This window comes from Streptomyces sp. NPDC003032, assembly GCF_053591415.1.
The window spans coordinates 22,634-49,622 of sequence record NZ_JBSFTT010000010.1; the positions used below are offsets into that span (position 1 = coordinate 22,634).

At 73.1% G+C, this 26,989-nt stretch carries 20 protein-coding genes and 1 pseudogene; 13 read left to right on the plus strand and 8 right to left on the minus strand.

Translation table 11 applies throughout. The features are described from left to right. Positions 1 to 337: 337 nt before the first annotated feature. Complete coding sequence (locus tag ACWDZ7_RS16125; RefSeq protein ID WP_451797785.1) at positions 338 to 847, plus strand: hypothetical protein; 510 nt, start codon at positions 338 to 340, stop codon at positions 845 to 847. A gap of 100 nt (positions 848 to 947) precedes the next feature. Here the strand turns inward: ACWDZ7_RS16125 and ACWDZ7_RS16130 are convergent. Together ACWDZ7_RS16130 and ACWDZ7_RS16135 are read right to left on the minus strand one after the other, a co-directional pair. After that, a pseudogene (locus ACWDZ7_RS16130) lies at positions 948 to 2,368 on the minus strand (NAD(P)/FAD-dependent oxidoreductase). Between the two features lie 20 nt (positions 2,369 to 2,388). Continuing rightward, the gene (locus ACWDZ7_RS16135) at positions 2,389 to 2,712 is read right to left on the minus strand and encodes a bifunctional 3-phenylpropionate/cinnamic acid dioxygenase ferredoxin subunit (RefSeq protein ID WP_451797488.1); all 324 of its coding nucleotides are present in this window, start codon (positions 2,710 to 2,712) and stop codon (positions 2,389 to 2,391) included. A 189-nt stretch (positions 2,713 to 2,901) separates the two neighbouring features. Here ACWDZ7_RS16135 and ACWDZ7_RS16140 point away from each other — a divergent pair, with 189 nt between their 5' ends. The 5 genes from ACWDZ7_RS16140 to ACWDZ7_RS16160 all read left to right on the plus strand — a co-directional run bounded on the left by ACWDZ7_RS16140 (position 2,902) and on the right by ACWDZ7_RS16160 (position 9,947). Then, a complete protein-coding gene (locus tag ACWDZ7_RS16140; RefSeq protein WP_451797489.1) occupies positions 2,902 to 3,792 on the plus strand; it encodes an IclR family transcriptional regulator in 891 nt (296 codons plus the stop codon). A gap of 299 nt (positions 3,793 to 4,091) precedes the next feature. Then, on the plus strand, positions 4,092 to 5,177 hold the full coding sequence (locus tag ACWDZ7_RS16145; protein WP_451797491.1) for an S-(hydroxymethyl)mycothiol dehydrogenase: 1,086 nt from the start codon (positions 4,092 to 4,094) through the stop codon (positions 5,175 to 5,177). 26 nt (positions 5,178 to 5,203) lie between these two features. Further along, a complete protein-coding gene (locus ACWDZ7_RS16150) occupies positions 5,204 to 7,618 on the plus strand; it encodes a GcvT family protein (RefSeq protein ID WP_451797493.1) in 2,415 nt (804 codons plus the stop codon). Between the two features lie 17 nt (positions 7,619 to 7,635). Next, the gene (gene solA, locus ACWDZ7_RS16155; RefSeq protein ID WP_451797494.1) at positions 7,636 to 8,790 is read left to right on the plus strand and encodes an N-methyl-L-tryptophan oxidase; all 1,155 of its coding nucleotides are present in this window, start codon (positions 7,636 to 7,638) and stop codon (positions 8,788 to 8,790) included. A 35-nt stretch (positions 8,791 to 8,825) separates the two neighbouring features. Further along, on the plus strand, positions 8,826 to 9,947 hold the full coding sequence (locus tag ACWDZ7_RS16160; RefSeq protein ID WP_451797496.1) for an aromatic ring-hydroxylating oxygenase subunit alpha: 1,122 nt from the start codon (positions 8,826 to 8,828) through the stop codon (positions 9,945 to 9,947). Here ACWDZ7_RS16160 and ACWDZ7_RS16165 read toward each other — a convergent pair. The 4 genes from ACWDZ7_RS16165 to ACWDZ7_RS16180 form a co-directional block, all read right to left on the minus strand. Next, on the minus strand, positions 9,940 to 14,583 hold the full coding sequence (locus ACWDZ7_RS16165) for a hypothetical protein (RefSeq protein ID WP_451797498.1): 4,644 nt from the start codon (positions 14,581 to 14,583) through the stop codon (positions 9,940 to 9,942). The two genes, ACWDZ7_RS16160 and ACWDZ7_RS16165, sit on opposite strands and share 8 nt — an antisense overlap. Positions 14,584 to 14,654: 71 nt before the next feature. Further along, complete coding sequence (locus tag ACWDZ7_RS16170) at positions 14,655 to 15,548, minus strand: hypothetical protein (protein ID WP_451797499.1); 894 nt, start codon at positions 15,546 to 15,548, stop codon at positions 14,655 to 14,657. Positions 15,549 to 15,615: 67 nt separating this feature from the next. Then, the gene (locus ACWDZ7_RS16175) at positions 15,616 to 17,142 is read right to left on the minus strand and encodes a hypothetical protein (protein ID WP_451797501.1); all 1,527 of its coding nucleotides are present in this window, start codon (positions 17,140 to 17,142) and stop codon (positions 15,616 to 15,618) included. Between the two features lie 127 nt (positions 17,143 to 17,269). Next, positions 17,270 to 17,962 carry a GntR family transcriptional regulator gene (locus ACWDZ7_RS16180; protein ID WP_451797502.1) on the minus strand — a complete coding sequence of 231 codons (693 nt, stop codon included), beginning with the start codon at positions 17,960 to 17,962 and terminating at the stop codon, positions 17,270 to 17,272. Positions 17,963 to 18,164: 202 nt separating this feature from the next. On the opposite strand from ACWDZ7_RS16180, the gene ACWDZ7_RS16185 reads away from it, so the two are divergent. The 5 genes from ACWDZ7_RS16185 (at position 18,165) to ACWDZ7_RS16205 (ending at position 22,744) form a co-directional block, all read left to right on the plus strand. Then, positions 18,165 to 19,478, plus strand: a complete 1,314-nt coding sequence (locus tag ACWDZ7_RS16185) for an MFS transporter (RefSeq protein WP_451797503.1) — start codon at positions 18,165 to 18,167, stop codon at positions 19,476 to 19,478. After that, the gene (locus tag ACWDZ7_RS16190; RefSeq protein WP_451797505.1) at positions 19,475 to 20,287 is read left to right on the plus strand and encodes a putative hydro-lyase; all 813 of its coding nucleotides are present in this window, start codon (positions 19,475 to 19,477) and stop codon (positions 20,285 to 20,287) included. The genes ACWDZ7_RS16185 and ACWDZ7_RS16190 overlap by 4 nt, the downstream gene beginning before the upstream one ends. A gap of 68 nt (positions 20,288 to 20,355) precedes the next feature. After that, positions 20,356 to 21,120 (plus strand): LamB/YcsF family protein, encoded by a 765-nt coding sequence (locus tag ACWDZ7_RS16195; protein WP_451797507.1) that lies wholly within the window; start codon positions 20,356 to 20,358, stop codon positions 21,118 to 21,120. Continuing rightward, the gene (locus ACWDZ7_RS16200) at positions 21,117 to 21,854 is read left to right on the plus strand and encodes a 5-oxoprolinase subunit B family protein (protein ID WP_451797508.1); all 738 of its coding nucleotides are present in this window, start codon (positions 21,117 to 21,119) and stop codon (positions 21,852 to 21,854) included. The genes ACWDZ7_RS16195 and ACWDZ7_RS16200 overlap by 4 nt, the downstream gene beginning before the upstream one ends. Continuing rightward, positions 21,851 to 22,744, plus strand: coding sequence for a 5-oxoprolinase subunit C family protein (locus tag ACWDZ7_RS16205; protein WP_451797510.1), 894 nt, complete (start codon positions 21,851 to 21,853; stop codon positions 22,742 to 22,744). Before ACWDZ7_RS16200 ends, ACWDZ7_RS16205 begins: the two co-directional genes overlap by 4 nt. Positions 22,745 to 22,775: 31 nt before the next feature. Here ACWDZ7_RS16205 and ACWDZ7_RS16210 read toward each other — a convergent pair whose 3' ends face one another. After that, positions 22,776 to 24,200: a HEAT repeat domain-containing protein gene (locus ACWDZ7_RS16210; RefSeq protein ID WP_451797512.1), complete on the minus strand. Its 1,425-nt coding sequence runs from the start codon at positions 24,198 to 24,200 to the stop codon at positions 22,776 to 22,778. 302 nt (positions 24,201 to 24,502) lie between these two features. Continuing rightward, positions 24,503 to 24,895 carry an ankyrin repeat domain-containing protein gene (locus ACWDZ7_RS16215; RefSeq protein WP_451518588.1) on the minus strand — a complete coding sequence of 131 codons (393 nt, stop codon included), beginning with the start codon at positions 24,893 to 24,895 and terminating at the stop codon, positions 24,503 to 24,505. A 275-nt stretch (positions 24,896 to 25,170) separates the two neighbouring features. Here ACWDZ7_RS16215 and ACWDZ7_RS16220 point away from each other — a divergent pair, with 275 nt between their 5' ends. Together ACWDZ7_RS16220 and ACWDZ7_RS16225 are read left to right on the plus strand one after the other, a co-directional pair. Next, positions 25,171 to 25,365 (plus strand): hypothetical protein, encoded by a 195-nt coding sequence (locus ACWDZ7_RS16220; protein ID WP_018534760.1) that lies wholly within the window; start codon positions 25,171 to 25,173, stop codon positions 25,363 to 25,365. A 37-nt stretch (positions 25,366 to 25,402) separates the two neighbouring features. Further along, positions 25,403 to 26,986: a hypothetical protein gene (locus tag ACWDZ7_RS16225; RefSeq protein WP_451797514.1), complete on the plus strand. Its 1,584-nt coding sequence runs from the start codon at positions 25,403 to 25,405 to the stop codon at positions 26,984 to 26,986. Positions 26,987 to 26,989: the final 3 nt, after the last annotated feature.

Below are 26,989 nucleotides of genomic sequence, written 5' to 3' on the forward strand. Positions count from 1 at the left end.
TGTCCCTCCATTACGGGAGATTGCGTCCCAGCATGCGGTGCATGCCGCACGGGCCCTTCGGCCTTGCCGGGCAGGTCAGTTGGCCGGAATTCTTCGCTTCGTGGGAGCGGGACGGGAATCTTTCCGATCTCTCGTTCGTCGGTCAGGGAGAGGCGGCGACGGGCTCTCGGCCAGAGGGCACGCCGCGGGTCGCGCCGCGGGGGAGGCGGCGGGACAGGCAGCAGGGCAGGCGGCATAAAGCGCAGTAAACCGGGCAGCCACAGGTGAGTTGGGCCAGAGGGTGTCCCCGGAGGGTGTTCGTGAACGGCCGCGAAGCAGCGGGGGGAGTGACGAAATGATGGGCACGGCAGAGCGCAACAGGGCGTCGGAGAGCGGCGAAGCCGCACGGGTCGGGGCGGCGCGGAGTGCCGCGCCGCGGGGGGACGAGCCTCCGGCGCGGCGGCCTGCGCTGTGGGTCGAGGAGCCCGCCCGCAGAAGGCGGCTGCCCGATCCGGTGCGGACGGCAGCCGTGCGGGCCGTGATCATAGTCGCGGTCACCCTGGTGCAGGCGATGGTCGCCTTCCTCGCCGCGCTGGCGGGGTCCTGGCTCTCCTTCCCCATGGTGCTGAGCAGCGTGGCCAGCACGGTCGTGGCCACGTGGGGCGTTCTGGACGTGTGGGTGACCCGTCAGGTGTGGAATCAGCGGCACGGGGTGGTGTCGATGCCGAGCAGCACGGCGCGACAGCTGCGTCGCGAGCGGCGCCGGACGCGCCGCCACGTTCGGGTCGCGGCGCGGGGGAAGGGGCGTATGGGGGAGGAACGAATACGGAGGGGGCGCGGAAGGGCGGGGCAGTTGTCGCACTCTTGAGGGGCGCAGACGCGATGCTTCTGTGTGCGGCGGGCGCAGTCACCACGCTTCTGTGTGCGGCGGCTGTCATGCTTCCGGCGGGCCGGACCGTCGACCGAGGTCAGACCCGCGTGGGCTGCCTCGCGGCGTTGTCCGCGGACACCCCCGCCCGTTCCTGAGCCGCCGCGGCGGCCACGAGTTCCCTGCGTACCTTCATGAACGGCCGGGCGCGGTCGAGTGCGAGCGCCGCCGCCGTGCGGCCCTCGCGTTCGTAGACGGCGAGGAAACCGCCCTCGCACAGGGCGTCCGAGGTGTCCGGGGCGCGCAGAGCGTCCAGAGCGCCCAGAGCGTCCGGGGAGCCCTCGACTATGCGTACGGTGTCGCCGTCGCGTCGGCGCCCGGCGAACTGGAGGCGGGAGCCGTACTGGTCCGACCAGAAGTACGGCAGTGGGCACAGGGTCTCGACCGTGCGGCCGGCGAGCAAGTTCCGCACGGCCACGCGGGGTTGTTCGGTGGCGCTCGTCCAGTGTTCGGCGCGGATACCGCCGGCGCGGGCGACATCGCCCACCGCGACGACCTGGGGCAGTGTGGTGACACAGCCGTCGTCGCACAGCACGCCGTCGTCCAGGGCGAGGGGCGAGCCCGCGAGCCAGCCGGTGTTGGGCACTGCCCCGATGCCGACGACGACCACGTCCGCGGGCAGCAGACGGCCATCGGACAGCTCTACGGCGGTGACAGCGCCTCCGCCGGGGATGCTCGGCTCGTCATAGACGCTCGACTCGCCGTAGATGCTCGGCTTGCCGTAAACGCTCGGCTCGTCCTGAAAGTTCGGCGCGCCAGCGATGTTCGGTGTGCCGTGGCTATGCGGTGCCCCATGGCTATGCGGCGTGCCGCGACCATGCGGCGTGCCGCCCCGCAGTGCGGCCACCCCGACCCCCGTCAGCAGGCGGGCCCCGCCGCGCGCGTGCAGCCGCGCGCACGTGGACGCCATGTCGACCCCGAGTTGCGCGGCGAGCGGCAGTGGCGCGGCCTCGACGACCGTGACGTCATGGCCGAGCGCCACGCAGGAGGACGCGGTCTCGGCGCCGATGAAGCCACCGCCGACCACGACCACGCGCCGCGGGCCACGGACGAGTTCCGCCCGCAGTGCGCGGGCGTCGTCCAGGGTGCGCAGGGTGTGGACGCCCGTGAGCGCGGGGCCCGCCAGGCGCCGGGCGGATGCCCCCGTGGCGATGACCACGCCGTCGCTCGCCAGCGTCCGGCCGTCCTCCAGGACGACCGTGCGGCCGCGCGCGTCGAGGGCACACGCGCGGGTGCCGAGGATCCACTCGGCGGCGAGCTCCGCCGTCTCCTCGCCGTCGGACAGGGCGAGTTGCCCCTCGTCGCCGCCGGTGAGGAACGCCTTGGACAGGGGCGGCCGGTCGTACGGCTGGTGCGGCTCGGCACCGACGACGACCAAGCGCCCGTCGAATCCCTGGGCGCGCAGACCCGCGCCGCGTACAGACCGGCGAGCGAGGCGCCGACCACGGTCACGGTCCTCATGCCGCCTCCGCCGGAGGCCTTCATGCGGCGGATCCTTCCTCGGCGGTGGCCAGACGCACGTGGACCATGCCGTCCTGGACGTATACCTGGTGCGTACGGACGGGCCTGCGCGCGGGCAGGCAGGTGGGGCGCCCGGTGCGGAGATCGAATGAGGCGGCGTGGAGCGGGCATTCGACCTCACAGCCCTCCAGCCAGCCCTCCGACAGGGAAGCGTCCTGGTGGCTGCATGTGTCGTCGATGGCGAACAGCTCACCGTCGGCGTTGAACACCGCGACGGGCGGCGTGGTGTCGAGGCGGACGGACTCGCCCGCGGGGAGGTCTTCGAGGCGGCATACGGGAATCATGGGCCCCCCTCTGGTGTCGTTCGGCCCGGTCCTCGCCCCTTCGGGGGCCAGGACCCTTCGGTAACATGACGTTTCACATGGCGCACGAGGGAGCGCTATACGCAACAGAATCCGGTCGGGACGCCCGTCGCGTCAAGGGCTTCCCGAAGACGCGGCTTCCATGAGCCGCCAGGTGGTGAGAGTCGAGTTATGACCGGCACGCGGAAACAGGCTGATCAGATCAGGGAGCCGAGCAAGGAACCCCGCGGGGAACCGGGCAAGGAAGCGAGCAAGGAAGCAATCGGGGAATCCAGGGGCGAGCCCCGGGAGAAGCAGCCGAAGACAGCCGTCGGGTCCGTCCAGTCCGTGGACCGCGCGGTGAGCGTCCTGGAGATCCTCGCTCGGCACGGAGAGGCCGGAGTGACCGAGATCGCCGACGAGTTGGGCGTCCACAAGTCGACGGCGTTCCGGCTCCTCGGGGTGCTGGAGAACCGCGGCCTTGTCGGCCAGGCCAAGGATCGCGGGAAGTACTTCCTGGGTGCGGGCGTACTCCGCCTCGCGGGGGCGGCGGCAGTGCGCATGGACATCTCCCAGGAGGGCGGCCCGGTCTGCCGCGAACTGGCGGACGAGCTGGGCGAGACCGTCAACATCGCGGTCCTGGACGACGACGCCGCGGTCAACATCATGCAGGCGCGCGGCCCTGCCTCGGTGACCGCGCAGAACTGGCTCGGTCGGCGCACCCCGCTGCACGCCACGTCCAGCGGCAAGGTGCTCCTCGCGCATCTGCCGACGACGCTGCGCGAGGGCTTGATCGCGCGCACGCTGCCCCGCCTGACCGAGCACACGGTGACCGGCACGGTGGCGCTCCGCGGGGAGCTGGAGGCCGTCGTGGGGCAGGGCTTCGCCGTCGCCGTCGAGGAGCTGGAGGTGGGCCTCGCCGCGGTCGCCGCGCCGGTGCGGGCGCACGACGGCAAGGTGATCGGGGCGCTCAGCGCGTCGGGGCCGGTGTACCGGCTGACCGAGGACCGCCTGACCGAGCTGGCCAAGCGCACGGTCGTGGCGTCCGTGGAGCTGTCCCGGCGTATGGGGTACGGGTTCTGACAGGGCTCGCGGTCTGAACGGTCCGAACGGTCCGAACGGTCCGAACAGAACTCTCCGGAGGAGCACGCGCGCGTGGGCGGGACCGGAACACGGTCCCGCCCACGCGCGCGTCCCGGCCATGTTCCGACGCGCTTCCGCTGATTTGCGAAGGGTTCACCCCGCCCTCTTGACGGCCTCTTGATGGCGTTCCCACTATGTCTCTCATAGCGCAACCGGTCGTGCAGTACGCAACAGCACCATCGTGCCGTACGTACGCACCCCTGCTATCGAGCCGTGCGCAACAGCAGAGGAGTCTGGCCGTGCCCCATGAGGTCCGTGCCGTCGTCGCCGTGAAGAAGGGCGCACCTGTCGAGGTGCGGACGATCGTCGTGCCAGATCCCGGCCCGGGAGAGGTACTCGTCTCCGTGCAGGCCTGCGGGGTCTGCCACACGGATCTGCACTACCGGGAGGGCGCGATCAACGACGACTTCCCGTTCCTGCTCGGCCATGAGGCGGCGGGCACCGTCGAGGCCACCGGCGCCGACGTCGCCGATCTCGCCCCCGGCGACTATGTGGTGCTGGCCTGGCGGGCTCCGTGCGGAGCCTGCCGTTCCTGTCTGCGCGGGCGCCCCTGGTACTGCTTCGACTCACGCAACGCGCGTCGGCCCATGACGCTCCTGGACGGCACGCCGCTGAGCCCCGCCCTCGGCATCGGCGCCTTCGCCCAGAAGACGCTGGTGGCCGCCGGGCAGGCGGTGAAGGTCGATCCGGCGGCGCGCCCCGAGGCGGCCGGTCTGATCGGCTGCGGTGTGATGGCGGGGTACGGGGCCGCCGTGAACACCGGCGGGGTGGGCCGCGGCGACACCGTCGCCGTCATCGGCTGCGGCGGCGTCGGCAACGCCGCGATCGCCGGGGCGTCCCTGGCCGGGGCCCGTCGTGTCATCGCCGTCGACATCGACGACTCGAAGCTGGACGCGGCCACCCGGTTCGGCGCCACGCACACCGTCAACTCACAGGGCACCGACCCCGTGACGGCCGTCCGTGAGCTGACCGGCGGTCACGGGGTCGACGTCGCGATCGACGCGGTCGGCACCCCGTCGACGTACAAGCAAGCTTTCTATATGCGCGATCACGCGGGTGTGCTGGTGCAGGTCGGGGTGCCCGATCCGGAGACGACGGTCGATCTGCCGCTGATCGATCTCTTCTCGCGCGGCGGCGCCCTCAAGTCGTCCTGGTACGGCGACTGCCTGCCCACCCGGGACTTCCCGATCCTCGTCGACCAGTACCTCAGCCGCCGGCTCGACCTCGGCGGCTTCGTCTCCGAGACGGTCTCCCTGGACGAGGTGGAGGAGGCCTTCGCGCGGATGCGGCGCGGCGAGGTGCTGCGCTCGGTGGTGGCCCTGTGAGCCGCCCTGCCGGAGGAGGACCCCGCGTGGTCGTCATCGGCGCCGGGATCGTCGGCTGCTCGCTCGCCGACGAGCTGACCGCCCGCGGCTGGACCGATGTCACCGTGCTCGACCAGGGGCCGCTGCCCGCGCCGGGCGGCTCCACCTCGCACGCGCCGGGACTGGTCTTCCAGACCGGGCCGTCCAGGACGCTGACCTCGTTCGCGACGTACACCGTGGAGAAGTTCACCTCCCTGGAGGTGGACGGGCTCTCGTGCTTCAACCCGGTGGGCGGTCTCGAACTGGCCACCACGCCCGAGCGCTGGGCCGATCTGCACCGCAAGGCCGGTTTCGCCGCCTCCTGGGGCGTGCGCGCCGAGCTGGTCGGACCCGGGCGCTGCAAGGAGCTGTGGCCGCTCGTCGACGAGGCCCGGGTGTACGGCGGTCTGCACACGCCCGACGACGGTCTGGCCCGCGCCGTGCTCGCCTGCCGTGCACAGATGGAACGGGCACGCGCGCGTGGAGCGCGTTTTCTGGACCGGCACACCGTGACGGGCATCGAGCGGGACAGTGGCCGCGTCACCGCCGTCGTCACCGACCGCGGCACCTTCCCCGCCGACCATGTCGTCTCGGCGGCCGGTTTCTGGGGCCCGGTGATCGGGCGGATGGCCGGTGTCGACGTGCCCTTGCTCCCGCTCGCCCACCAGTACGCGAAGACGGGACCGCTGCCCGAGCTCGCGGGCGTCAACGACCCGCGGACCGAGGCGTCGCGGCCCATCCTCCGCTTCCAGGACCGCGATCTGTACTTCCGTGAGCACACCGACCGCGTCGGCATCGGCTCGTACGCGCATCGGCCGCTGCCTGTCGACCCGTTCGCGGTTCCCGCGTACGACGACGCCGAGACCATGCCTTCGTCGTATCCCTTCACCGAGGAGGACTTCGCGCCGAGTTGGGAGGACTGCCGCCGACTGCTTCCCGCCCTTGAGGGGACGGAGATCGAGGAGGGCTTCAACGGCGTCTTCTCCTTCACGCCGGACGGCATGCCCGTGCTCGGCGAGTCCTGTGCGCTGCGCGGCTTCTGGCTGGCCGAGGCGGTGTGGGTCACGCACTCCGCGGGCGTCGCCAAGGCGGTCGCCGAGTGGATGGTCGACGGGCGGCCCTCGCTCGACCCGCACGAGTGCGAGCTGACGCGCTTCGAGGACGCCCAGCGCTCCCCGGCGTACGTCGCCGAGCGCGGCGCGCGGCAGTTCGTCGAGGTCTATGACGTCATCCACCCGCTCCAGCCGATGGATCGGCCCCGCCCCCTACGGGTCAGCCCCTTTTACGCCCGCCAGCAGGAGCTGGGCGCGGTGTTCCTGGAGGGCGGCGGCTGGGAGCGCCCGCACTGGTACGAGGCCAACTCCCCGCTCGCCGAGGGCATCGAGGTGCCCGAGCGCGACACCTGGGCGGCCCGCCACTGGTCCCCGATCGCGGCGGCCGAGGCGCGCGCCACCCGCGAGAGGGTCACCCTGTACGACATGACGCCCCTGCGCCGCCTGGAGGTCACGGGCCCCGGCTCGCTCGCCTTCCTCCAGCGCATGACCAGCAACAATCTCGCGAAGAAGCCCGGCTCGGTCACCTACACGCTCCTTCTCGACGAGGCGGGCGGCATCCGCTCCGACCTGACCGTGGCGCGCCTCGCACCCGACCGCTTCCAGGTGGGCGCCAACTCCCCCGCCGACCTGGACTGGCTGCTCCGGCACTCGCCCGATGACGTCCACCTCAGGGACATCACCTCGGGGACCTGCTGTGTCGGTGTCTGGGGCCCGCTGGCCCGCGCGCTCGTCCAGCCCCTCACCCGTGACGACTTCTCGCACGAGGCGTTCGGCTACTTCAAGGCCAAGGAGACGTACATCGGGCACGTCCCCGTGACCGCCATGCGCCTGTCGTACGTCGGTGAACTGGGGTGGGAGCTGTACACCAGCGCCGATCTGGGGCTCCGCCTCTGGGACACGCTGTGGGAGGCGGGGCGCGCGCACGGCGTGATCGCGGCCGGACGGTCCGCCTTCAACAGCCTGCGCCTGGAGAAGGGGTACCGCGCGTGGGGCCACGACATGACCTCCGAACACAACCCCTACGAGGCGGGCGTCGGCTTCGCGGTCCGGATGAACAAGGGTGACTTCATGGGGCGTGCGGCGCTCCAAGCACTCGGGCGGCCTGCGCGGAAGCTCACCGCCCTCCTCCTGGACGACCCTGCCGCCGTCGTCCTCGGCAAAGAGCCCGTCTACGTAGACGGTGCCCCGGCCGGGTACGTCACCAGCGCCTCCTACGGGTACACCCTGGGCCGCTGCGTCGCCTACGCCTGGCTGCCGCCCCTGGAGGCGGGTACCGCCGTCCATGTCGAGTACTTCGGCGAGAAGGTTCCCGCGACGGTCGCCCACGAGCCCCTGTTCGACCCGGAGATGACCCGCATCCGCCGCTAGCCGCCAGGAGGCACCCGGTGTCCCCCACCTACGACGTGATCGTGATCGGCCTCGGCGGCATGGGCAGCGCCGCCGCCCACCATCTGTCCGCGCGCGGCGCCCGCGTCCTCGGCCTGGAGAAGTTCGGCCCGGTACACAACCGCGGTTCCAGCCACGGCGGTTCCCGCGTCACCCGGCAGTCCTACTTCGAGGACCCCGCGTACGTCCCGCTGCTCCTGCGCGCCTACGAGCTGTACGAACGCCTCGAACGCGACACGGGCCGCGAGATCGCCACCCTGTGCGGCGGCGTGATGCTCGGCCGCCCCGACAGCCGCCCCGTCGCCGGCTCGCTGCTCTCCGCCGAGCGGTGGGGCCTGCCGCACGAGCTGCTCGACGCGAAGGAGATCCGCCGCCGCTTCCCGACCCTGACCCCGTGCGACGACGAGGTGGCGCTGTACGAGGCGCGGGCGGGCCTCGTCCGCCCCGAGAACACCGTGGCCGCCCATCTCCAGCTCGCCACGCGCGACGGCGCCGACCTGCACTTCGAGGAGCCGATGACGCGCTGGGAGCCGTGCCGGGACGGCGTGCGCGTGCACACCGCCGACGATGCCTACACGGCCGGCCAGTTGGTGTTCTGCCCGGGTGCCTGGGCGCCGCGGCTGCTCACCGGTCTGGGGGTGCCGTTCAGCATCGAGCGGCAGGTCATGTACTGGTTCCAGCCGGAGGGCGGCGTACGGCCCTTCCTTCCGGAGAGCCATCCGATCTACATCTGGGAGGACGCGCTGGGCGTACAGGTGTACGGCTTTCCGTCGATCGACGGGCCCGACCTCGGCGCCAAGGTGGCCTTCTTCCGCAAGGGCACACCCTGCACCCCGGAGACCATCGAACGCACGGTCCACGACCCCGAGGTCGCCGCGATGGCCGAGCAGGTCGGCCGATTGATCCCGTCGCTCCCCGGCCGCTTCCTGAAGGCCGCGACCTGCATGTACTCCAACACCCCCGACGAGCACTTCGTCATCGCGCGCCATCCGGCGCATCCGGGGTCGGTCACCGTCGCCGCCGGTTTCTCCGGGCACGGCTTCAAGTTCGTGCCCGTGGTCGGCGAGATCGTCGCCGACCTGGCACTGGACGGCGCCACCAGGCACCCCATCGAGCTGTTCGACCCCAGCCGTCTCGCCGCCGCGCCCGCTTGAGGAGTACGAGCGCCTTCTTGAGGAGTACGAGAACCGTGACGACGACCTCCTTGCCCCCGAGTCTCATCGCGACCCTCCCCGGCCACTACTACACCGACCCGGAGATCTTCCGGCAGGAACAGGAGCGCGTCTTCGAGGCCCTGTGGTTCTGCGCGGTCCGCGCCGCCGACCTCGACAGGCCGGGTGCCTTCCGCACGGTCCAGGTCGGCCGGGAGAGCGTCCTGGTCACCCGCTCGCGCACCGGCGAGCTGCGCGCCTTCCTCAACGTCTGCCGGCACCGCGGCGCCCGGCTCTGCACCGAGGAGTCCGGGCAGGTCCGCCGCGCCCTCCAATGCCCTTACCACGCCTGGACGTACGACCTCGACGGCAAGCTGATCGCCGCGCCCAGCCTGGTGAGGATGCCGGACGTGGACCGCACCGCGTACGGCCTGGTGAGGGTGGCCCTGCGGGAGTGGCTCGGCTATGCCTGGGTGTGTCTGGCGGACGAACCGCCCTCCTTCGAAGAGACCGTCGTCGGCGCGGCGGCCGAACGCCTGGGCGACGTGGCGTCCATCGAGCGCTACGGCACCGAGCGGCTCGCGCTCGGCAAGCGCGTCACGTACGACGTGCGCGCCAACTGGAAGCTGATCGTCGAGAACTTCATGGAGTGCTACCACTGTGCGACCATCCACCCCGAGCTGACGGATGTCCTGCCGGAGTTCGCGGACGGTTTCGCCGCGCAGTACTACGTCGGGCACGGCGCCGCGTTCGGTGAGGAGGTCGGCGGCTTCACGGTCGACGGGAGCGCGGGCTTCGACCGCCTGCCCGAGGTCGAGGACGGCCAGGACCGCCGCTACTACGCGGTCACCGTGAAGCCGACCGTGTTCATCAACCTCGTCCCCGACCACGTGATCCTGCACCGGATGTTCCCGCTGGCCGAGGACCGTACGGCCGTCGAGTGCGACTGGCTGTACGCGCCCGACGTGGTCGCGTCCGGCGCCGACCTGTCGAAGTCCGTGGAGCTCTTCCACCGGGTCAACGCCCAGGACTTCGCGGCCTGCGAGCGCACCCAGCCCGCGATGGCGTCACGCGCCTACCGCGAGGGCGGGGTGCTGGTGCCGACCGAGCACCACATCGGGCTCTTCCATGAGTGGCTGACGAAACAGCTCGCTACGTAGTGACCGGGTCCGGCTGCGGTGCAGGGCGCTTGTACATCCGCGTCGCCGTGATCTCCCCGTGCACCGTCTCGCCGTCGGGGTCCTCGGGGGCCCGCTGCGGCAGACCCGGGCGCAGGTGTTCCTCGACGCTGATGTACTTCAGGCCCGCCCGCAGGTCCGCGTCGTTCCGCAAGCGGATGACCAGCGGGAACTCGGCGAGCGCCGTCGTGTCGAACAGGCCGGTCGTATAGAGCAGCTGCACTCCGAGCGCGTCGGAGACGGCACGCTGGAGCTCCAGGAGGTACGTGGCGTTGGCACGGCCGATGGGGTTGTCCAGGAAGAGCGTGCCGGCGTGCCGGTGCTTGTCGCGCCCCCGGTCGTTGCTGCGCAGTGCGGCCATCGTGCAGTACAGGGCGATGGCAGCGGTGAGCAGCTGGCCGCCGGAGAAGACGTCGCCCATCTGTCCGACCGGCACGCGCTCGGCGCGCAGGACGGCGTCCGGCTTGAGGATCTCGACGGCGACGCCGCGCGGCTCCAGGGCGGCCTGGACGCCGCGCAGCAGCAGGGTCATTCCGTCGCGCCGCATGTCGGAGTTCTTCTTCACGGCCGCGCGCGTGGCCTCGTCGACGACCTCGCCGAGGCGCTCGACGAGGGTGGCCTGGTCGGGCTCTTCGAAGCGGACCCGCAGGAACTCCTGCCCCGACCACTCCCCGAGGCCCTCGGGCAGCCGTGACAGGCGCTGGGCGGACCTGAGCGTCGCGAGGGCCGACTCGACGAGGCCGCGCAGGCGGTCGACGATGCTGTCGCGGTTGCGCTCCAGCTGCTCCAGCTCGTCGGTCAGGACGCGCAGGCGCGGCGCGAAGGCGTCGGCCCACTTCTTGGCGTGCTCGGGCAGCGCGGAGGCGGGCAGCTCGCGGATCTGCTGACGGGCGGGGGTGCGCACCTGCTCGTAGCGCGTGGCGTTGGCGTGCCGTACGAGTATGTCGCTCGCCTCGCGGACGGCCGACTCGGCGGCTGAGAGGTCGGCGGCGCAGCCGCGCAGGGACCGGCGGGCCTCGGCGGCGGCCTGACGGGCCTCTTCGAGGGTGCCGGGGTAGGGCGCGGACTCGTCTTCGGTGTCTTCCTGGTGTTCGCGCAGGAGGTCTCGCAGGAGGGCGGCCGTCTCGTCGAAGCCGCCGGCCGCGTCCTCTGTGACGCGGTGGCTCCGGAGCAGTGCGGCGTGGGCCTCCTTGGCGCGGCTCAGCGCGTCCGTGTGCGCGGCCAGTTCGCCGGTGGCCGTGCGCAGCAGCGCCTGGGCCTGCTCCGCGTCGGTGGGGACGAGCTGTCCGGGAAGGTCGGTGTGTGCCTCGCCGTCCTCGGGGGCGTGCCGCTCGGCCTCGCCGCGCAGGCGGCCCAGCTGCTCGCTCGCGGTGGCGGCGCGGGCCTCGAGGAGCTGGACCTGCGCCTCCGCGCGCGCGGCGGCGGCCTGCCGGGAGGGGCCGTCGGAACCGTCGGTGCCTTCGAGGAGCAGGGCGGCGCGGGTGCGGACCTTGTTGCTGAGCCGGTCCAGCTCGGCGAGTGCGGCGCTCTCGTCGCTCTCGGCGCGGGCCTGCTCGGCCCGCAGGTCGGCGCCGACGCCCACCTTCTCGTAGAGCTGCGACGCCGCGCGGTAGGCCTCGCGGAGGGCGGGCAGCGACGTCTTCGGGGCCTCGGTGTCCTCCGATACGTCCTCGGGGGCGCCGGCGATCTCGGCGCGTTCGGCGCGCAGCGCGCGGGCGGTGCGGCGGGCGTCGTCGGCGGCACGCTGGGCGGCGCGGCGGTCCTCGTCGGCGGCGCGGGCGCGGTCCAGGCAGGTCTGGGCGCGGGCCTCGGCCTCGACGGCGTCGTCGGCCAGTTCACGCAGCTTGGCCTGCCAGCCGGCCCGCTCGCGGAGCCGGAAGGCGAGGCCCGCGAGGGCGTCGGCGGCGCGGCGGGCGCGCTGGGCGGCCTCCTGGCGCTCGTCACGCACGCGTGCCGCCTCGGACGCGGCCTCGTCGGCCTCGGCGCGGGCGGTGCGGGCCTCGGCCAGCTCGGCCTCGGCCTCCTCGGCGAAGGCACGTGCTTCCTGGGCGGCGGTGGCCAGCTCCGCGAGACGGCCGCTCGGGCAGCCGGTCCGCCAGGAGGCGAGACGCGCGGCCAGCTCGCGGTCCTTGGCGAGCCGGACAGCGAGCGCGCGGATCTCCTCGTCCCGCAGTGCGGCCCGCGCGCGCAGCGCCTGCCGCTCCTCGTCGGCGGCGTGCTCGTCGTGCATGGCCGGGTTCGGCGGTACGAGGAATACGCTGCCGGCACGGCTGTCGGTGGCCTGCTCGCCCGGCGTGGGGGCCAGGAGGGCGGCGGCGGTGCCCACGGCGACGGCCGAGCGGGGCAGCAGGGCGGCGTCCGCGAGGGCGTCGCGGGCGCGCGCGTGGGTGTCCGGGTCGGTGATGACCACGCCGTCGACGAGCTCGGGGCGGGCGGCGAGCACGCGCGCGTGGTCGGCGGGGTCGACGGCCTGGGCGAGGTAGCGCCAGCCGGGCAGCGCGGGGATGCCGTGCTCGCCGAGGAACTCGACGGTGGCGAGGACGTCGGGGCCGGGCGGCAGCAGCCCGCCGTCGCCCAGGGCGCCGAGGATGCGGGAGTCGTCGGCGGCCGCGGTGCGCAGGTCGAAGAGGTGCCGCTCGGCGGAGGCGACGTTGTCGTCGAGGAGCGCGCGCAGGTCGTCGGCGGAGCGGTCCAGCTCCTCTACGGAGAGGGCCTGTTCCCCGGATACGTCGGTTCCTTGGCGGGGCTTCGGTACGCCGCTGCCCGCGCCCTTCGTGGGCAGGCTCAGGAGTTCGGCGAGCCGCTCGTCCTCGGCGATGGACTCGGCGGCGCGGCGCTCCGCGTCGTGGGCGGCCTCGGCGGCGGTCGCGGCGTCCGAGGCGCGGGCGGCGGTCAGTTCGGCGCGGGCCTCGGCGGCGGCCGTCTCCTTGGCGTGGTCCGCGGCCCGGCGGGCGGCCTCGCGCGCGGTGTCCCACGCGGCGACGGTGGTCTTCTCGGCGTCGCTCGCGGCGAGGGCGGCACGCGCGGGGTCGGCGTCGGGGGCGGTGTCGTCGAGCCAGCCCGCGCGGACGGCCTCGGCGGTCTCCTGCTCGACCTCGGTGAGGCGCTGGCGCAGGTGTCCCGCCTCGCTGCGGGCCCGCTGGGCCTCGGTGGCGGCGGCGGTGGCGTCGCGGTGCGCGGCCTCGCCGGTGTCCTGGAGTGCGGCGGAGCGCTCCTCCTCCTCGTTGGCGAGGTTCTCGGCGCCTTCGGCGGCCGTGTGCAGGGCGTGGACGAGATCGGCGGCGGCCTTCGCGCGTGCGGCGAGCGCGGGCGCGGCGTCGCGTTCGGCCTCGCGGATCGCGACGGCGACGCGCGCGGAGCGGTCGGCCGCCGCGCGGTGCCGCAGGACGGCTTCCGCGGCCTGCCAGGCGGAGTGCAGGGTACGCGCGTCGGCGAGTTCGCGGCGCTGGGCGGCGGCGGCCTTCTCGGCGACGGTGAGCGCCAAGGAGGCGTGCCGGTAGGCCAGCTCGGCGGAGATCAGCGCGCTCTTGCCGCGGGCCTGCTCGGCCTCGGTGACGGTGTGGGCGGCGGCGGTGACCTGCTCGGCCAGCTCCGCGGCGCGGCCCCGCTCCTCGGCGGCGCGCGCGGAGAGACGGCGGGCCAGCGTGCGGGTCCTGCGCTCGGCGCCGGCGTGCACGTCACGCGCGCGTGCCCGGGTCTCGGCGGCGTCGACGATGCGGCCGAGCAGGTCGACGGAGCCCGCGGTGAAGTCCCGCTCGGCCATCAGCTCTGCCCGTCGGCCCAGCTTGTTGCCGAAGCCGTGGACGAGGTCGGCGAGACCGTCCGTGTCGCGGGTGTCCGTGACGGCGCGCAGCAGCAGGTCGGTGAAGTCGGAGTCCTTCTTGACGGCGAAGAGGCCCGCGGCCTCGCCTTCGTCGGCGTTCATCTCGCGCTGGTAGCGGAAGAGTTCGGGGTCGAGGCCCAGGTCGCCGAGGTGTTCGTTCCAGCGGTCGTGGATCTCTTCCCAGTGCACTTCGAGGTGGGGGTACACCTTGGCCGCCTCGGTCAGCGCGTCACGGAAGCCCTTCATGGTGCGCCGCCGCCCCTGCGCGCCCGACGCGCCCTCCGCGGAGGGCCGTACGGCGGTGGACTCGGCGACCGGCAGGGAGTCCAGGCTCATGCCGGGCCCGGGCCGGAAGGAGTACCAGGCCTCGGCGAACTTCCGCGGGTCGTTCGAGACCTGCCGCCCCCGCCATTCGCTGACCTTGCCGACGACCACGCACTCGCCGGTGCGGGTGTGCTGCCACTCCAGGGCGACGTGCCCGCAGTCGTCGGCGAGCAGGAACTTGCGCAGCACGCCGGAGCTGGCGCCGCCGAGCGTGTTCCGGTGGCCCGGCAGCATCACCGAGAAGATCAGCTTGAGCAGGACGGACTTGCCGCCGCCGTTCTCCAGGAAGAGCACGCCCGCGGGGGCGGGGCGGCGCGGCGGGCCGCTCGGCTCGTCCGCGAAGAACTCCGCCTGGGTGGGTGCGGGGTCGGGCACCTCCGCGCCCACACCGCGCAGGTCGAGCACGGTGTCGGCGTAGCGCGCACCGGCCGGACCGATGGAGTAGAGGCGGATCCGGGACAGCTCGTACATGGCGGCGGACTCTCGTCGTAAGTCGTGGGAACGGCGGGGAAGCGGAGCGGGGTGGCGGTCTTGGCGAGGCGTCAGGAGTGGAAGGGCAGCCCCGCGTCGGCGGCCAGCTCCAGGTCGTCGGTGTCTTCGGGCGGCAGCAGCGTCGCCGAGCCGTCCGTGACCGGGACGACGCCGAGTTCGAGGAGTTCGGCCATGGCCGCGGTGCCCGCCATGTCGCGGACCTGGAGCTGATAGCGGGCCGTGGTGCGGTACGTCCCTCCGGAGTCGTCGCCCGTGCGCTGGAGGAACCCGGAGTCGGTGAGGAAGACGACGGCCTTGGCGACGATGCCGGTGGTCGAACCGGCGAGGCGGCGGGCGTCCTTGGTGGCTCCGGTCGAACTGCGCCGCGCCCAGATCCGCCAGGCGGCTTCGAGCCCGGGGGCGTCGGTGGCCGGGTCGGTGTTCTCGCCCTGCTCCTCGGCGCGCTCCTCCAGGCGGCGGCAGGCCTGGCGCACGAACGCGTCGACGCCGTTGACCGTGACCCGGCCGATGTACCCGTCGTCGGCGAGGTCCTCGGGGCGCGGGAAGGCCATGGCGGCGACGGCGAGGTGGGCGAGGCCGTGCAGGAAGCGGTCGGTGGAGTCGGTCGCGGCGCGGCGGGCGTAGTCGCCCATGCGGACGGCGAAGACGGAGTCCTCGGCGGCGGTCACGGCCATGCCCGCGCGCGGGGACACCTCCAGGACGACGAGCCCGAGGCCGGTGGCGACGGCGTCGGCGAGCCGCGCGAAGGGCGGGTCCTCGCGGTAGCGGCGCAGCAGTTCGCCGTACTCCTGGTCGCGGGCCGGCTGGAGCTTGGGCTGGAGGCCGAAGGAGACGAGCCGGGCGGCGTCGGCGGCGTCGGCCGGGGTGACGGGCGCGGGGGCGGCGGGCGCCGCCGTGGACTCCGGCTCGCCCCACGCGGCGTGCTCTGCGGGGTGGTCGGTCACGGCGTGTGCTCCTTGGTGGGGTGGTTCGTGAGGGGGCCGAGGCGGCGTACGAGAGTGTCGGTCATGGTCAGGCCGCCTCCGTCCGGGCGGCCGCCATTCCGGCGGCGTCCAGGAGGGCCGTGCCGACGATGAGGTCGGCGCCGCCGAACTCCTCGTCGTCCAGTTCGGTGCCGTCGTCCACGGCGAAGAGCAGCTTCTGCTCGCCCTGGCGGTAGGCGGTGCCGACCGGCGGGCTCGCCGCGTGCACGGCCAGCAGGGCGACCAGGTAGGGCAGTTCGCGGTCGCGGAGGCGGGCCTCGGCGAGCAGTCCGGAGAGGCGGCGCGGCGCGTCGGGGGGCAGGTCGAGCAGGTCCATGGCGCTCGCGAGCTGCTCCTCGCTGAAGCGGCTGTCGTCCGGGGTGGCGATCAGGTCCGGCTCGGGCATCTCCGCGCCGAGGTGCTCGCGCTCCATCGGCGGCGTGAGCAGTATGTCGACGAGGTCGCCGACCCGGACGGAGACGGGGGTGCGCAGGCCGGTGCCGCGCGCGAAGAAGGCGTCCGTCACACGGATCGCCTGCTCCGCGGGGAGCGGCAGGAGCGGCGCGACGAGCTGCCCGTACAGATCGAGTCCCGCGCGCGCGGTGGGCGTCGCGAAGGCCTGCCGGTCCTGCTCGGCGCGGAACAGCGGGCCGGCTTCGAGGAGGCGGGACTGGAGCTGGGTGTGGCGGCGGATGCAGTCCTTGACGATGTCGACCAGCTCGGCGGCGCGGCGCTTCTGCTCGGGGTCCTCGGACTCGTCGCGGGCCTTGCGGATGTTGGTCAGGATCGCGTTCTCGTGGCGGTAGCGGTCGGCTACGTGGTCGAGGGCCTCCGCGATCATGTCGGGGACGGCCTGGAGCCAGTCCACCGCGCGGACGTTGCGCCGCGTCGCGTCGAGGGCCTTGCGCAGCGTTTCCGAATACTGCACGGTCCGGTAGCGGGCCTGCTCGGCGGCGAGCTGCGCGTCGGCGAGCCTGCCGCGGCTGATCAGGACCTCCAGCTTCACCTCGGCGGCGATCTGGGCGCTGGTGACGTCGGTGTCGAGGGCGCCCACCAGGACGTTGACGGCCTCGTCGGTCGTACGCAGGTAGACACTGCCGCCGTACCCGGGGACCTCTTCGAGGAGCTTGAAGTCGTAGTCCCTGCGGACGTACGTCCCGTCGGGCGCGAAGGTGCCGTACACCGCGCGGAAGCCGCGGTCGACGCTGCCGACGTTGATCAGGTTCTCCAGGACCCAGCGGGCCACGCGCTCGTGCTCGGCGGCGGGGCGCCGGGGGGCCTGCGCGGCGACGCGCGGGAGCAGCCTGGCGACGATCTGCTCGTGATCGGCACCGGTGTCGAAGTCCATGTTGAGCGTGACGAGGTCGATGGCGGACAGGGCCACCTCGGCCATCGCGTACACCGAGTACTCGCCCGCGAGGTTGGCCTTGCGCACGTCGAGGTCGTGCAGCGGAGCCGTGCAGGCCAGGGCGCGCAGGCGGCGCGCCAGGCCCTCGTCGGCGGCCGGGCCCTGAGCGGGCCGCGGCCCCGCGCTGAGCTGGGGCGGAGCAGTGTCCGTAACGGCAGGCGAAGTCACGGTGCACAGACTAGGTCCTCGGTCTGACAACGGTCGAAACGGCGCAGAAGCGACCGCCTCACCGCCCTCGCCGAGCCACCGCCTCGGCGGCTCCAGCGGCCCGTGCGGAGCGCCCGATCCGCCGGACTCAGCCGTCCTCGCCCACCCGTCGCCCGTACACCTCCACGAGGCCCGCGAGCGAGTCCTCCAGGTAAGCGGCGAGGAGGCGTTCGGCCTGTGCGGCGTGGCCCGCCCGCAGGGTGGCCAGGATGCGCTGGTTGCGTTCGAGGTACGGCTCGTGGAGGCGGCGCGGGTCGTCCACCACGTGGAAGGCCAGGCGCAGTTCGGCGAAGACGCTGCGCATCAGCTCGTCGGTGCGGGCGCTGCCGGCGAGGGCGACGAGCTCCCTGTGGAAGTGGATGTTGGCGGTGGAGACGCCTTTCCAGTCCTTCTCGGCGGCGGCGCGCACGCCGCCCGCGACGGCTCCCGCGACCCCGTCGAGCGCGAACGGGGGCCCGCCGAGACCACGGACGACGGCACACTCCACGAGGCGGCGCGTGCGGTAGATGTCCTCGACGTCTTCGACCGTGAGCACCCGCACGAAGACTCCGCGGTTGAGCCGGTGGACGAGGAGCCTCTCGTGCGTGAGCAGCCGGAAGGCTTCCCTGAGCGTGTTGCGGGAGACGCCGAGCGCCCCGCCGATGCTGTCCTCGGAGAGGCGCGTGCCGGGCGGGAAGTAGCCCTCGGCGATGCGGCTCCTGAGGATGTCCGAGACCCTCTCAGCCGTACTGGTGCGCCCGAGGAGCGCACGATCCTCGGCCAGTCCGCTCACGTCAGCCATCGCCCCAGCCATCCCCTCAGCCATGCCCGGATTCAATCGCAGATGCGAGAACGAAACAACAGGGGTATTGAGGGATCGTTCAACGATCCTCTACCTTGTCGGGCACGGCTGAACCCCACGGCCCCCGCACCGCACGTCTCCACGCACCACAGCCGCACCGCACGCTCCAGCACCCTCACCGTCCCTCTTCTGCGAGGTGCCCATGAGCACGACCCCACCAACGAGCCCACCGCCCCAGGCCGCCCCGGCCGGCATACGCACCGACAAGGGCGAACTCCCCGACGACAGCGGCGCGTTCGGCTGGCTGCGGGCGCTCGGCCCGCGCGGCCGCCGCGCCTTCGCCGGGGCCTTCGGGGGCTACGCCCTCGACTCCTACGACTACTTCACGCTGCCGCTGAGCATGGTGGCGCTGGCCGCGTACTTCGGCCTCGACAGCGGCCAGACCGGGCTCTTCACCACCGTCACCCTCGTCGTCTCCGCCGTGGGCGGCGCGGTCGCGGGTGTGGTCGCCGACCGGATCGGCCGCGTCAAGGCACTGATGATCACAGTGGTCACGTACGCCGTCTTCACCGTCGCCTGCGGCTTCGCGCCCAACTACGAGACGCTGCTGGTCTTCCGCGCCCTCCAGGGCCTCGGTTTCGGCGGCGAGTGGGCGGTCGGCGCGATCCTCGTCGCCGAGTACGCCACCGCCAAGAACCGCGGCCGTACGCTCGGCGCGATCCAGAGTTCCTGGGCCGTGGGCTGGGGTCTGGCCGCGATCGTCTACACCGTGGTGTTCCAGTTCCTGGACGACGACCTCGCCTGGCGCGTGATGTTCTGGACCGGTGCGCTGCCCGCCCTCCTGGTGATCTATGTGCGCCGCAATGTGCACGACGCCCCGGAGGCCGCGGCGGAGCGCCAGAAGAGCGCCGACCAGGGGTCGTTCACGGCCATTTTCAAGCCGGGGCTGCTGCGCGTCACGTGCTTCGCGGTGCTCCTGTCCACCGGTGTGCAGGGCGGCTACTACACGCTGGCCACCTGGGTGCCCACGTATCTGAAGACCGAGCGCGGCCTCACCGTCGTCAATACCGGCGGCTACCTCATCTTCCTGATCTCCGGCGCCTTCATCGGCTATCTGACCGGCGGCTATCTCACCGACAAACTGGGCCGCAAGCGGAACATCACTCTCTTCGCGTTCCTCTCCGCGGCCAGCATCCTCGCGTACACGAACATCCCGGAGGGGGCCAACGGCCTTCTCCTTGTGCTCGGTTTCCCGCTGGGCTTCTGTATGTCGGCGATCTTCAGCGGCTTCGGTTCCTTCCTCAGCGAGCTGTACCCGGCGGCCGTGCGCGGCACGGGCCAGGGCTTCACGTACAACACGGGACGGGCGGTCGGCGCCATATTCCCCACCATGGTCGGCTTCCTCGCCGACAGCTGGGGCGTCGGCGGTGCGCTGATCTTCGGAGCCTTCGGTTACGGCCTCGCCGTCATCGCGCTGTTCGGCCTTCCGGAGACGCGGGGGAGGGAGCTCCTGTGAGCGGGCACGCGCGCGTGGGCGCCCCTGACACCCCTGTGATCCGCACCGCCAAGGAGGCCCGCGCGGCGTTCCGTTCGGGCGAGAGCAGTCCGACCGCGGGCTGGGCGGCGGGTTTCACCCAGGCCAACCTCATCTCCGTGCCCGCCGACTGGGCGTACGAGATGCTGCTGTTCTGCCAGCGGAACCCGAAGCCCTGCCCGGTTCTCGACGTCACGGACGCGGGCTCCTGGGCCACGCCGCTCGCCCCGGGCGCCGATCTGCGCACGGATCTGCCCCGCTACCGCGTGTGGGAGCACGGCGAGTTGACCGACGAGCCCACGGACGTCGTCGACCGCTGGCGCGGCGACCTGGTGTCGTTCCTCATCGGGTGCAGCTTTACCTTCGAGTGGGCGCTCGCCGACGCCGGGGTGCCGCTGCGCCACATCGAGCAGGGCCGCAACGTCCCGATGTACGTGACCGCGCGCCCCTGCCGTCCCGCGGGGCGTCTGCACGGCCCCATGGTGGTGTCGATGCGGCCCGTACCGCCCCGCCGTCTCGCCGACGCCATCAGGGAGAGCGCCCTGATGCCGGCGGTGCACGGCAGTCCGGTGCACTGCGGCGAGCCCGCGGGGCTCGGCATCGAGGATCTGGGCCGGCCCGACTTCGGTGACCCGGTGGCCGCCGATCCGGACGACATCCCGGTGTTCTGGGCGTGCGGGGTGACGCCGCAAGCCGCGGTGATGGCGTCGCGGCCGCCGTTCGCGATCACGCACGCGCCGGGCCGCATGTTCATCACCGACGCCCGGGACGAGCAGTACCGGGTGGCCTGATTTGCCGGGTCTGCCCTGGCCCAGCCTGCCCTGGCCTGTCCGCCGAGAACCACAGGAGTCCTACGTACATGAGCACCACCTCCATCGATCTGAACGCCGACCTCGGCGAGGGCTTCGGCCGCTGGCACCTGACCGACGACGAGGAGCTACTGTCCGTCGTCACCAGCGCCAACGTGGCCTGCGGCTTCCACGCCGGGGACGCGGCCACCATGCGCCGGGTCTGCGACCGGGCCGCCGAGCGCGGGGTCCGGATCGGCGCGCAGGTCTCCTACCGCGACCTGGCGGGCTTCGGGCGGCGCGCGATGGACGTGCCGCCCGAGGAGCTGGCGGCGGAGGTGGCCTACCAGATCGGCGCCTTGGAGGTCTTCGCGCGCGCGGCGGGCACGCGCGTGTCGTACGTGAAGCCGCACGGCGCGCTCTACAACCGTGTGGTCCACGACGAGCAGCAGGCCCGCGCGGTCGTCGAGGGCGTGCTGCTCGCCGACGCCTCGCTGCCCCTTCTGGGGCTGCCCGGATCGCGCCTCCTGGAGTCGGCGGACAAGGCAGGGCTCCCGGTCGTCACCGAGGCGTTCGCGGACCGCGCCTACACCGAAGAGGGCACTTTGGTTCCGCGGGGCAGCGAGGGGGCGGTCATCACGGAGGCGGACGCCGTCGTCGAACGGTCCGTCGGCATGGCCCGGTCCGGTGTCGTCACCTCCCAGGGGGGCCACGAGATCGCGGTCCGCGCGCGGTCGCTGTGCCTGCACGGCGACACTCCGGGGGCGGTGGGCCTGGCCCGCCGCGTCCGGGCGGGCCTGGAGTCGGCAGGCGTGCGCGTGGAGGCCTTCGCGTGAGGGTGCTGCCGGTCGGCGACCGGGCGCTGCTCGTCGAACTCGCCGACGGCGCCGAGGCCCAGGCGCTCCACGCCGAGCTGCTGCGCCGTCGCGCGGCGGGCTCTCTGCGGGTGCGGGAGATCGTCCCGGCGGCCCGCACAGTGCTCCTCGACGGCCTGGACGAGCCCGCCCGGGTCCGCGCCGAACTGCCCGGCTGGGAGATCCCGCCGCTGCCCGCACACGCGGAGGCGGTCCTGGAGATCCCGGTCCGGTACGACGGGCCGGACCTCGCGGACGTCGCCGCGCACTGGGGTGTGACCGTGCCGGAGGTGGCGCGCATCCACTCGGCGGCCGAATTCCGCGTCGCCTTCTGCGGCTTCGCACCGGGCTTTGGCTATCTGACCGGGCTGCCCGAGCGCTACGGAGTGCCGCGCCGGGCGACGCCCCGCACCTCGGTCCCCGAAGGCAGCGTCGCCCTGGCCGGCCCGTACACGGGCGTCTACCCGCGCGCCTCGCCCGGCGGCTGGCAGCTCATCGGCTCGACGGACGCCGCGCTGTGGGACCACGCGCGCGTACCCGCCGCGCTGCTCTCCCCCGGCGTACGCGTGCGCTTCGTGCTGGAGGGCCCACCCGCAGCCCCACCGCGGGCCGCACCTGGCACCACATCGGAGACCACGCCGTACACCCCACCGAAAGCCACACCAGACACTCCCCCGGCGACCACGCCGCACGCCGCCCCACCGGAGTCCCCATGAGCGACCGTGCCTTCGCCGTCGTGCGGGCCGGGGTGCTGACCACCGTGCAGGATCTCGGGCGCCCCGGCCACGCCCATCTCGGAGTGCCTCGTTCCGGGGCGCTGGATCCGCCCGCGGCCCGCTTGGTCAACCGGCTCGTGGGCAACGCTCCCGACGCGGCTGTCCTGGAGACCACCCTCAACGGCTGTGCCGTACGACCCCGCCGCCCCGTGACAGTGGCGGTCGGCGGGGCGCCCTGCCCTGTGACCGTGGACGGGCGCCCCGCCCCCTGGGGAGCGCCGGTGCGGGTGCCCGCGGGGGCTCTCCTGGACATCGGGACGGCGCTCTCCGGAGTGCGTTGCTACGTCGCCTTCGATGGCGGAGTGGCCGTCGAGGCGGTGCTCGGCAGCCGCTCCACCGACCTGCTCTCCGGCCTCGGCCCGCCCCCGCTCGTCGACGGGGCCGTCCTGCCGCTCGGCACCCGGAGTGGCACGCACGCATGCGTGGATGCCGTCCCGCAGCCCGCCCCGCCCCGGGAGCTGGTGCTGCGGGTCACGCTCGGGCCGCGTACCGACTGGTTCACCCGGGCGGCGCTGGACACGCTCACCACGCGCGCGTACCGCGTGTCCTCGGCGAGCAACCGCATCGGCCTGCGCACCGAAGGCCCCGCCCTGGAGCGCGCGGTCCAAGGCGAACTGCCGAGCGAGGGCATGGTGCTCGGCGCCGTGCAGGTGCCGCCGGACGGCAGGCCGGTCGTCTTCCTGGCGGACCACCCGACGACCGGTGGCTACCCAGTGGTGGCGGTCGTCAGGGAGGCCGACCTCGCCGCGGCGGCCCAGGCACTGCCGGGCACGCCCGTACGTTTCATCGGCGTCGGCGTCGGCGGCAGCGGCGTCGGCGGCCGGCGCTGACCCGCCCGCCCGGGGCCTGCGGCGACCCGGGCTACACCGCGGGCGCGTCCGCGTCGGGCCCGATCCTGCTCCGTACCGCCGTCTGCACCTCGTCCTCCTCGGCGGGGTCCGCGGCGAGCCTGCGGAGCCGGTTGACGACGCGGGCGTCGCCGGTCTCGGCGTGCCGGGCGGCGACCCCGCGGGTGGACTCCTCGCAGTCCCACAGGCACTCGACGGCGAAGCCGGAGGCGAAGGTGGGATCGGTGGCGGCGAGCGCGCGGGCGGCGCGGCCGCGCAGATGGGACGAGGCGGTCTCTCGGTAGACGTGCCGCAGCACGGGGGCGGCGCAGGCGATGCCGAGGCGTCCCGCGCCGTCGACGAGCGTCCACAGCGTCGGCGCGTCGGGCCCCTCGCCGCGCACCGCCTCGCGCAGCGCGGCGAGGACCAGCTTGCTGTCCTGCGCGCCGCCCCGGCAGGCGAGCACGCGTCCCGCCGCGGCGCCGAGGGCGTCGGGTCGGTAGGCCCAGCGCCGGGCCCGTTCGACGGCGGCGACGCTGCGCATCCGTTCGAGGGCTTCGGTCGCGGCGTCCACCACGACCGGGGAGTGGCTCTCCACGGCGTACTCGATGAGGTCGAGGACGGCCGGGTCGTGGGCGTCGGCCAGGTAGCGCAGGGCGGTACCGCGCGCCCCGTCGGAGCCGCTGCGGGCGGCCTCGACGATCTCGGGCCGGTCATCGGGTCCGGCGACGGCGCTCAGGCAGCGGGCGGCGGGCACGTACAGCACGGCGCCGCGCTCAAGGCCCTCCTGCGCCCAGTCGAAGACGGCCTGCACGCTCCATCCGGGGCGTGGCCCCGCGGGCCGCATCTGGCGCTGCCAGCGGTCGAAGGAGCCCTGTTCCCGCGCGGCTCGCACACGGGCGCCGATATCGGCGCGGGGGTTCTCCTCCCACAGCCGCCAGGGCCGCGGTTCGTAGGCGTCGCGCACGGCGGCGGCCAGTTCGGCGTCGCCCTCCGCGTCGGCGGGGAACCTGGCGAGCACGGGGGCGGCGAGGGCGCGCAGGCCCGCGTCGTCGTCGCGCAGGGCCAGCTCGTCCAGGGCCCACGCCCAGTTCGAGCCGAAGGCGGCGTACCGCCTCAGGAGTTCGAGGGCGTCGTGTCTGCCGTACGAGGCGAGGTGTCCGAGGACGGCGAGGGCGAGTCCGGTGCGCGAGTCGTCCGTGTCCAGGACGTCCTCGGCATCGAAGAGGTGCCGCTCGATCTCGCCGAGCCCGCCGTGCAGGTCGAGGTAGAGCCGGGCGTAGTACAGCGAGCGGTTCTCCACCTGCCAGTCGTGGCGGGGATCGTGGAGCACGCAGTGGTCGAGGGCGGCGAGCGCCTCGGACCGGGGTGCCGTGAGTGCGTGCAGCGTGCCGTCGCCGCGGCCCCGCTGCAGCAGGCCGAGCAGCGTACCGCTGGGCGCTATGACCGGATCGAACATGGGAAACAGCCTCACATCAAGCGTCGACGCAACCGGGAATCACGCATTACCTGGCCGTGCGCCAACACGTCGGGCCGCCCGCCGTCTCTTGCTTGTCGAAGACCATCTTCCTCTGCCTCTCGTCCGTGGCCCTTAAGGGTTCCCGGACGGAGGGTCCGGGGGCGGGCCGCTCACGGCCCACGCGGTGCGGCACCATTTGCCCCGCCGTCGCGTCCGTGAATCACGTCGTCATGATGACCCGGCGGTCATGCCCGCCGCGACCACATTTCCAGCGCCCCCGTCGTTGCTGGTCGAGTACCCGCTCAGGCGGCCCCGAACAGCTCCAGCAACTCCGTCTTCTGGAACATCCGGGCGGTGTCCAGCGCCGACGGCGTCCCGGCGGCCGGATCGGCTCCGCCGTCCAGGAGGGCGCGGATCACCGCGTGCTCGCCCTTGAAGACGGCTCCGGCGAGCGGTGTCTGCCCACGGTCGTTGGCGCGGTTCGCGTCGCCGCCGCGCTCCAGGAGGGCCCGGACCGCCTCGGCGTGCCCGTGGTAGGCCGCCAGCATCACCAGCGAGTCGCCGCTGTCGTTGGTGAGGTTGGCCGGGACCCCCGCGTCGACGTATGCCGCGAGTGCCGCGGTGTCGCCCTGGCGCGCCAGATCGAAGATCTTGGTCGCCAGCTCCACGACCTCCGGGTCGGGGGCTTCGCTCATGGGGCGTCCGCCTTTCTGGGATGTGCTGCGGGTGCAGCCGTACGAGTGAATCGACAGGGTACTGCCCTCGCGGGCACATGGCGCGGCCCGGCCGAGGCAAAGCTCATGGCGAGCACGGCAGACCCGCTGACCTGCTCTTCGACAGGCCCGGCCAGGCTCTGCCATTCGAGGGAAATCCTGAGAAATTCACTCCTTTGCACCTTTTGTCGTATGGATACATGCTGTGAGCCTGGAAGAACTCATGGTGACTGTCCCCACCAACCAGGAGAACCCTCATGATCCTGTCCATCTCGGGCGTCGTGCTGCTCGGCATCATCGTGTTCCTCTTCTTCCGCAAGGACGGGCTCAAGGCCTCCCACGCCCTGGTCTGCGCGCTCTTCGGCTTCTACCTCGCGGGCACCGCCATCGCCCCGAGCATCAAGGCCGGCGGCGCGAGCCTGGCGAGCCTGCTGGGCGGGATCAAGTTCTGACGCCCCCGCCCTCCGTACGCACCTCCAGGAGACTGACGTGGCCAGGCGCCCACTCCCCCGCATCCTGAGCAACGGCACCGCGTCCCTCGCGCGCGGCCGGGAGCTGGCACGGTCGGCCGCCGACAGCGCCACGGACGTCCTCCACCCGCTGATCACGATCACCCGTGGACTGCGCCGGCTGGCTGCCGCCGGGCGGCGCAAGTGGGCCGACACACCCAAGGACAAGCGCGGCTCGCTGCTGTTCCTGGTCGGCTCCGTGATCCTCGTCGTCGCCCTCTTCCCCTATGGGCCGATGCTCGCCTTCGTCTCCTTGATGGCGGCCGCCGCGTGGACGGGCCGCGAGCGCACCGCGCCCGCGCCGACCGGCCCGGACGAGGCACAGGCGCAGCGGCTGCAGGCCCTCTACGAAGCGCTCGTCCCGTACTTCTCGGTCCCCGAGGACCCCGCTCCGCTCTTCACGCACGGCGGTGAATGGGACAAGGCCTTCGCTTCCTACGACTTCGACGACACCGGACGGATCTCCCGGCTCGTCGTGCACTACCCCGCGTACTTCGCGGACGGCGAGGCCGAGTCCCGTACACGGATCGAAGCGCTGCTGCACGCGAAGGCGGGCCGTGGACGCGAATACCACTTCGCGTGGGACGAGGAGGGCAACGAACTCACCGTCACCGTGCTGCCCCCGCTCCCCACGGACATCGCCGCCCAGCGCTTCGTCACCGCCCCCGGGGAGACCGTCCTCGGCTTCACCGACGAGACCGACGTGCAGCGCACCCTGCCGGTGACCGACGGAGAGGAGCGGCGCGACGTTCCCCCCGTCGTGTGGCGCACCGGCATCCGCTCCACCGAGCCCCACCTGCTGATCGCGGGCCAGCCGGGCAGCGGCACGACGACACTGCTGCGCTCCATCGCCCTCCAGGCGCTTCTGTACGGCGATGTCCTCATCATCGAGGGCGACGGCACCGGCGACTACGCCTGCCTGACGGGCCTCGACGGGGTGCTGGCCATCGAGTGCGGGCTCGCCGGTGCGCTCGCGAGCCTGGAGTGGGCGGCCCACGAGACCGAGCGCAGGCTCATCGTCGCCAACCGCGCCCGGCAGTCGGGCCACGCGCAGCCCGAGGACACCAAGCGCCCTCTGTGGATCCTCCTGGACCGGCCGAGCACGCTCGGCCACCTCGCCGCCGCCGACGGGCGCGACGACCCCCAGTCGCTGCTCCAGGTCCCGCTGCGGCACGGCAGGGCGGCGAACGTGACGGTGGCCGTGGCGGACCAGCTGGACTGCCTGGAGGCCCTGAGTGATGCCGTACGCCAGCACACGCGCGCGCGTGTGGTGCTCGGGCCGGCCACCGCCGACCAGGTCGAGGAGGTCCTCGGGAGGCCGCCCCGCACGACCCCGACCTCCGACGTCCCGCCCGGCCGGGGTTACGCGCGGCTCGGCACCGGCCCGGTGCACCGCCTCCAGGTGCCCGCGACGCCCGACCCGTACGACGACGCGACCAGCGAGTCGCACCGCCGGGCGGTCATGGAACTGCTGCCGGTCCGGAGCACCCCGGCGGACGCGGTGCCCCTCGCGGAGGCCGCCGATGAGACCAACGAGGCGGAGCCGGTCCCCGCGGAGAGTTGAGGC

What these genes read in the sequence shown, in the direction of transcription:
- ACWDZ7_RS16135 (WP_451797488.1), bottom strand. Translation starts at nt 2,712, where the DNA reads ATGATTCCCGTATGCCGCCTCGAAGACCTCCCCGCGGGCGAGTCCGTC.
- ACWDZ7_RS16205 (WP_451797510.1), top strand. Translation starts at nt 21,851, where the DNA reads ATGAGCGACCGTGCCTTCGCCGTCGTGCGGGCCGGGGTGCTGACCACC.
- ACWDZ7_RS16140 (WP_451797489.1), top strand. Translation starts at nt 2,902, where the DNA reads ATGACCGGCACGCGGAAACAGGCTGATCAGATCAGGGAGCCGAGCAAG.
- ACWDZ7_RS16180 (WP_451797502.1), bottom strand. Translation starts at nt 17,962, where the DNA reads ATGGCTGACGTGAGCGGACTGGCCGAGGATCGTGCGCTCCTCGGGCGC.
- ACWDZ7_RS16125 (WP_451797785.1), top strand. Translation starts at nt 338, where the DNA reads ATGGGCACGGCAGAGCGCAACAGGGCGTCGGAGAGCGGCGAAGCCGCA.
- ACWDZ7_RS16185 (WP_451797503.1), top strand. Translation starts at nt 18,165, where the DNA reads ATGAGCACGACCCCACCAACGAGCCCACCGCCCCAGGCCGCCCCGGCC.
- ACWDZ7_RS16195 (WP_451797507.1), top strand. Translation starts at nt 20,356, where the DNA reads ATGAGCACCACCTCCATCGATCTGAACGCCGACCTCGGCGAGGGCTTC.
- ACWDZ7_RS16215 (WP_451518588.1), bottom strand. Translation starts at nt 24,895, where the DNA reads ATGAGCGAAGCCCCCGACCCGGAGGTCGTGGAGCTGGCGACCAAGATC.
- ACWDZ7_RS16165 (WP_451797498.1), bottom strand. Translation starts at nt 14,583, where the DNA reads ATGTACGAGCTGTCCCGGATCCGCCTCTACTCCATCGGTCCGGCCGGT.
- ACWDZ7_RS16220 (WP_018534760.1), top strand. Translation starts at nt 25,171, where the DNA reads ATGATCCTGTCCATCTCGGGCGTCGTGCTGCTCGGCATCATCGTGTTC.
- ACWDZ7_RS16210 (WP_451797512.1), bottom strand. Translation starts at nt 24,200, where the DNA reads ATGTTCGATCCGGTCATAGCGCCCAGCGGTACGCTGCTCGGCCTGCTG.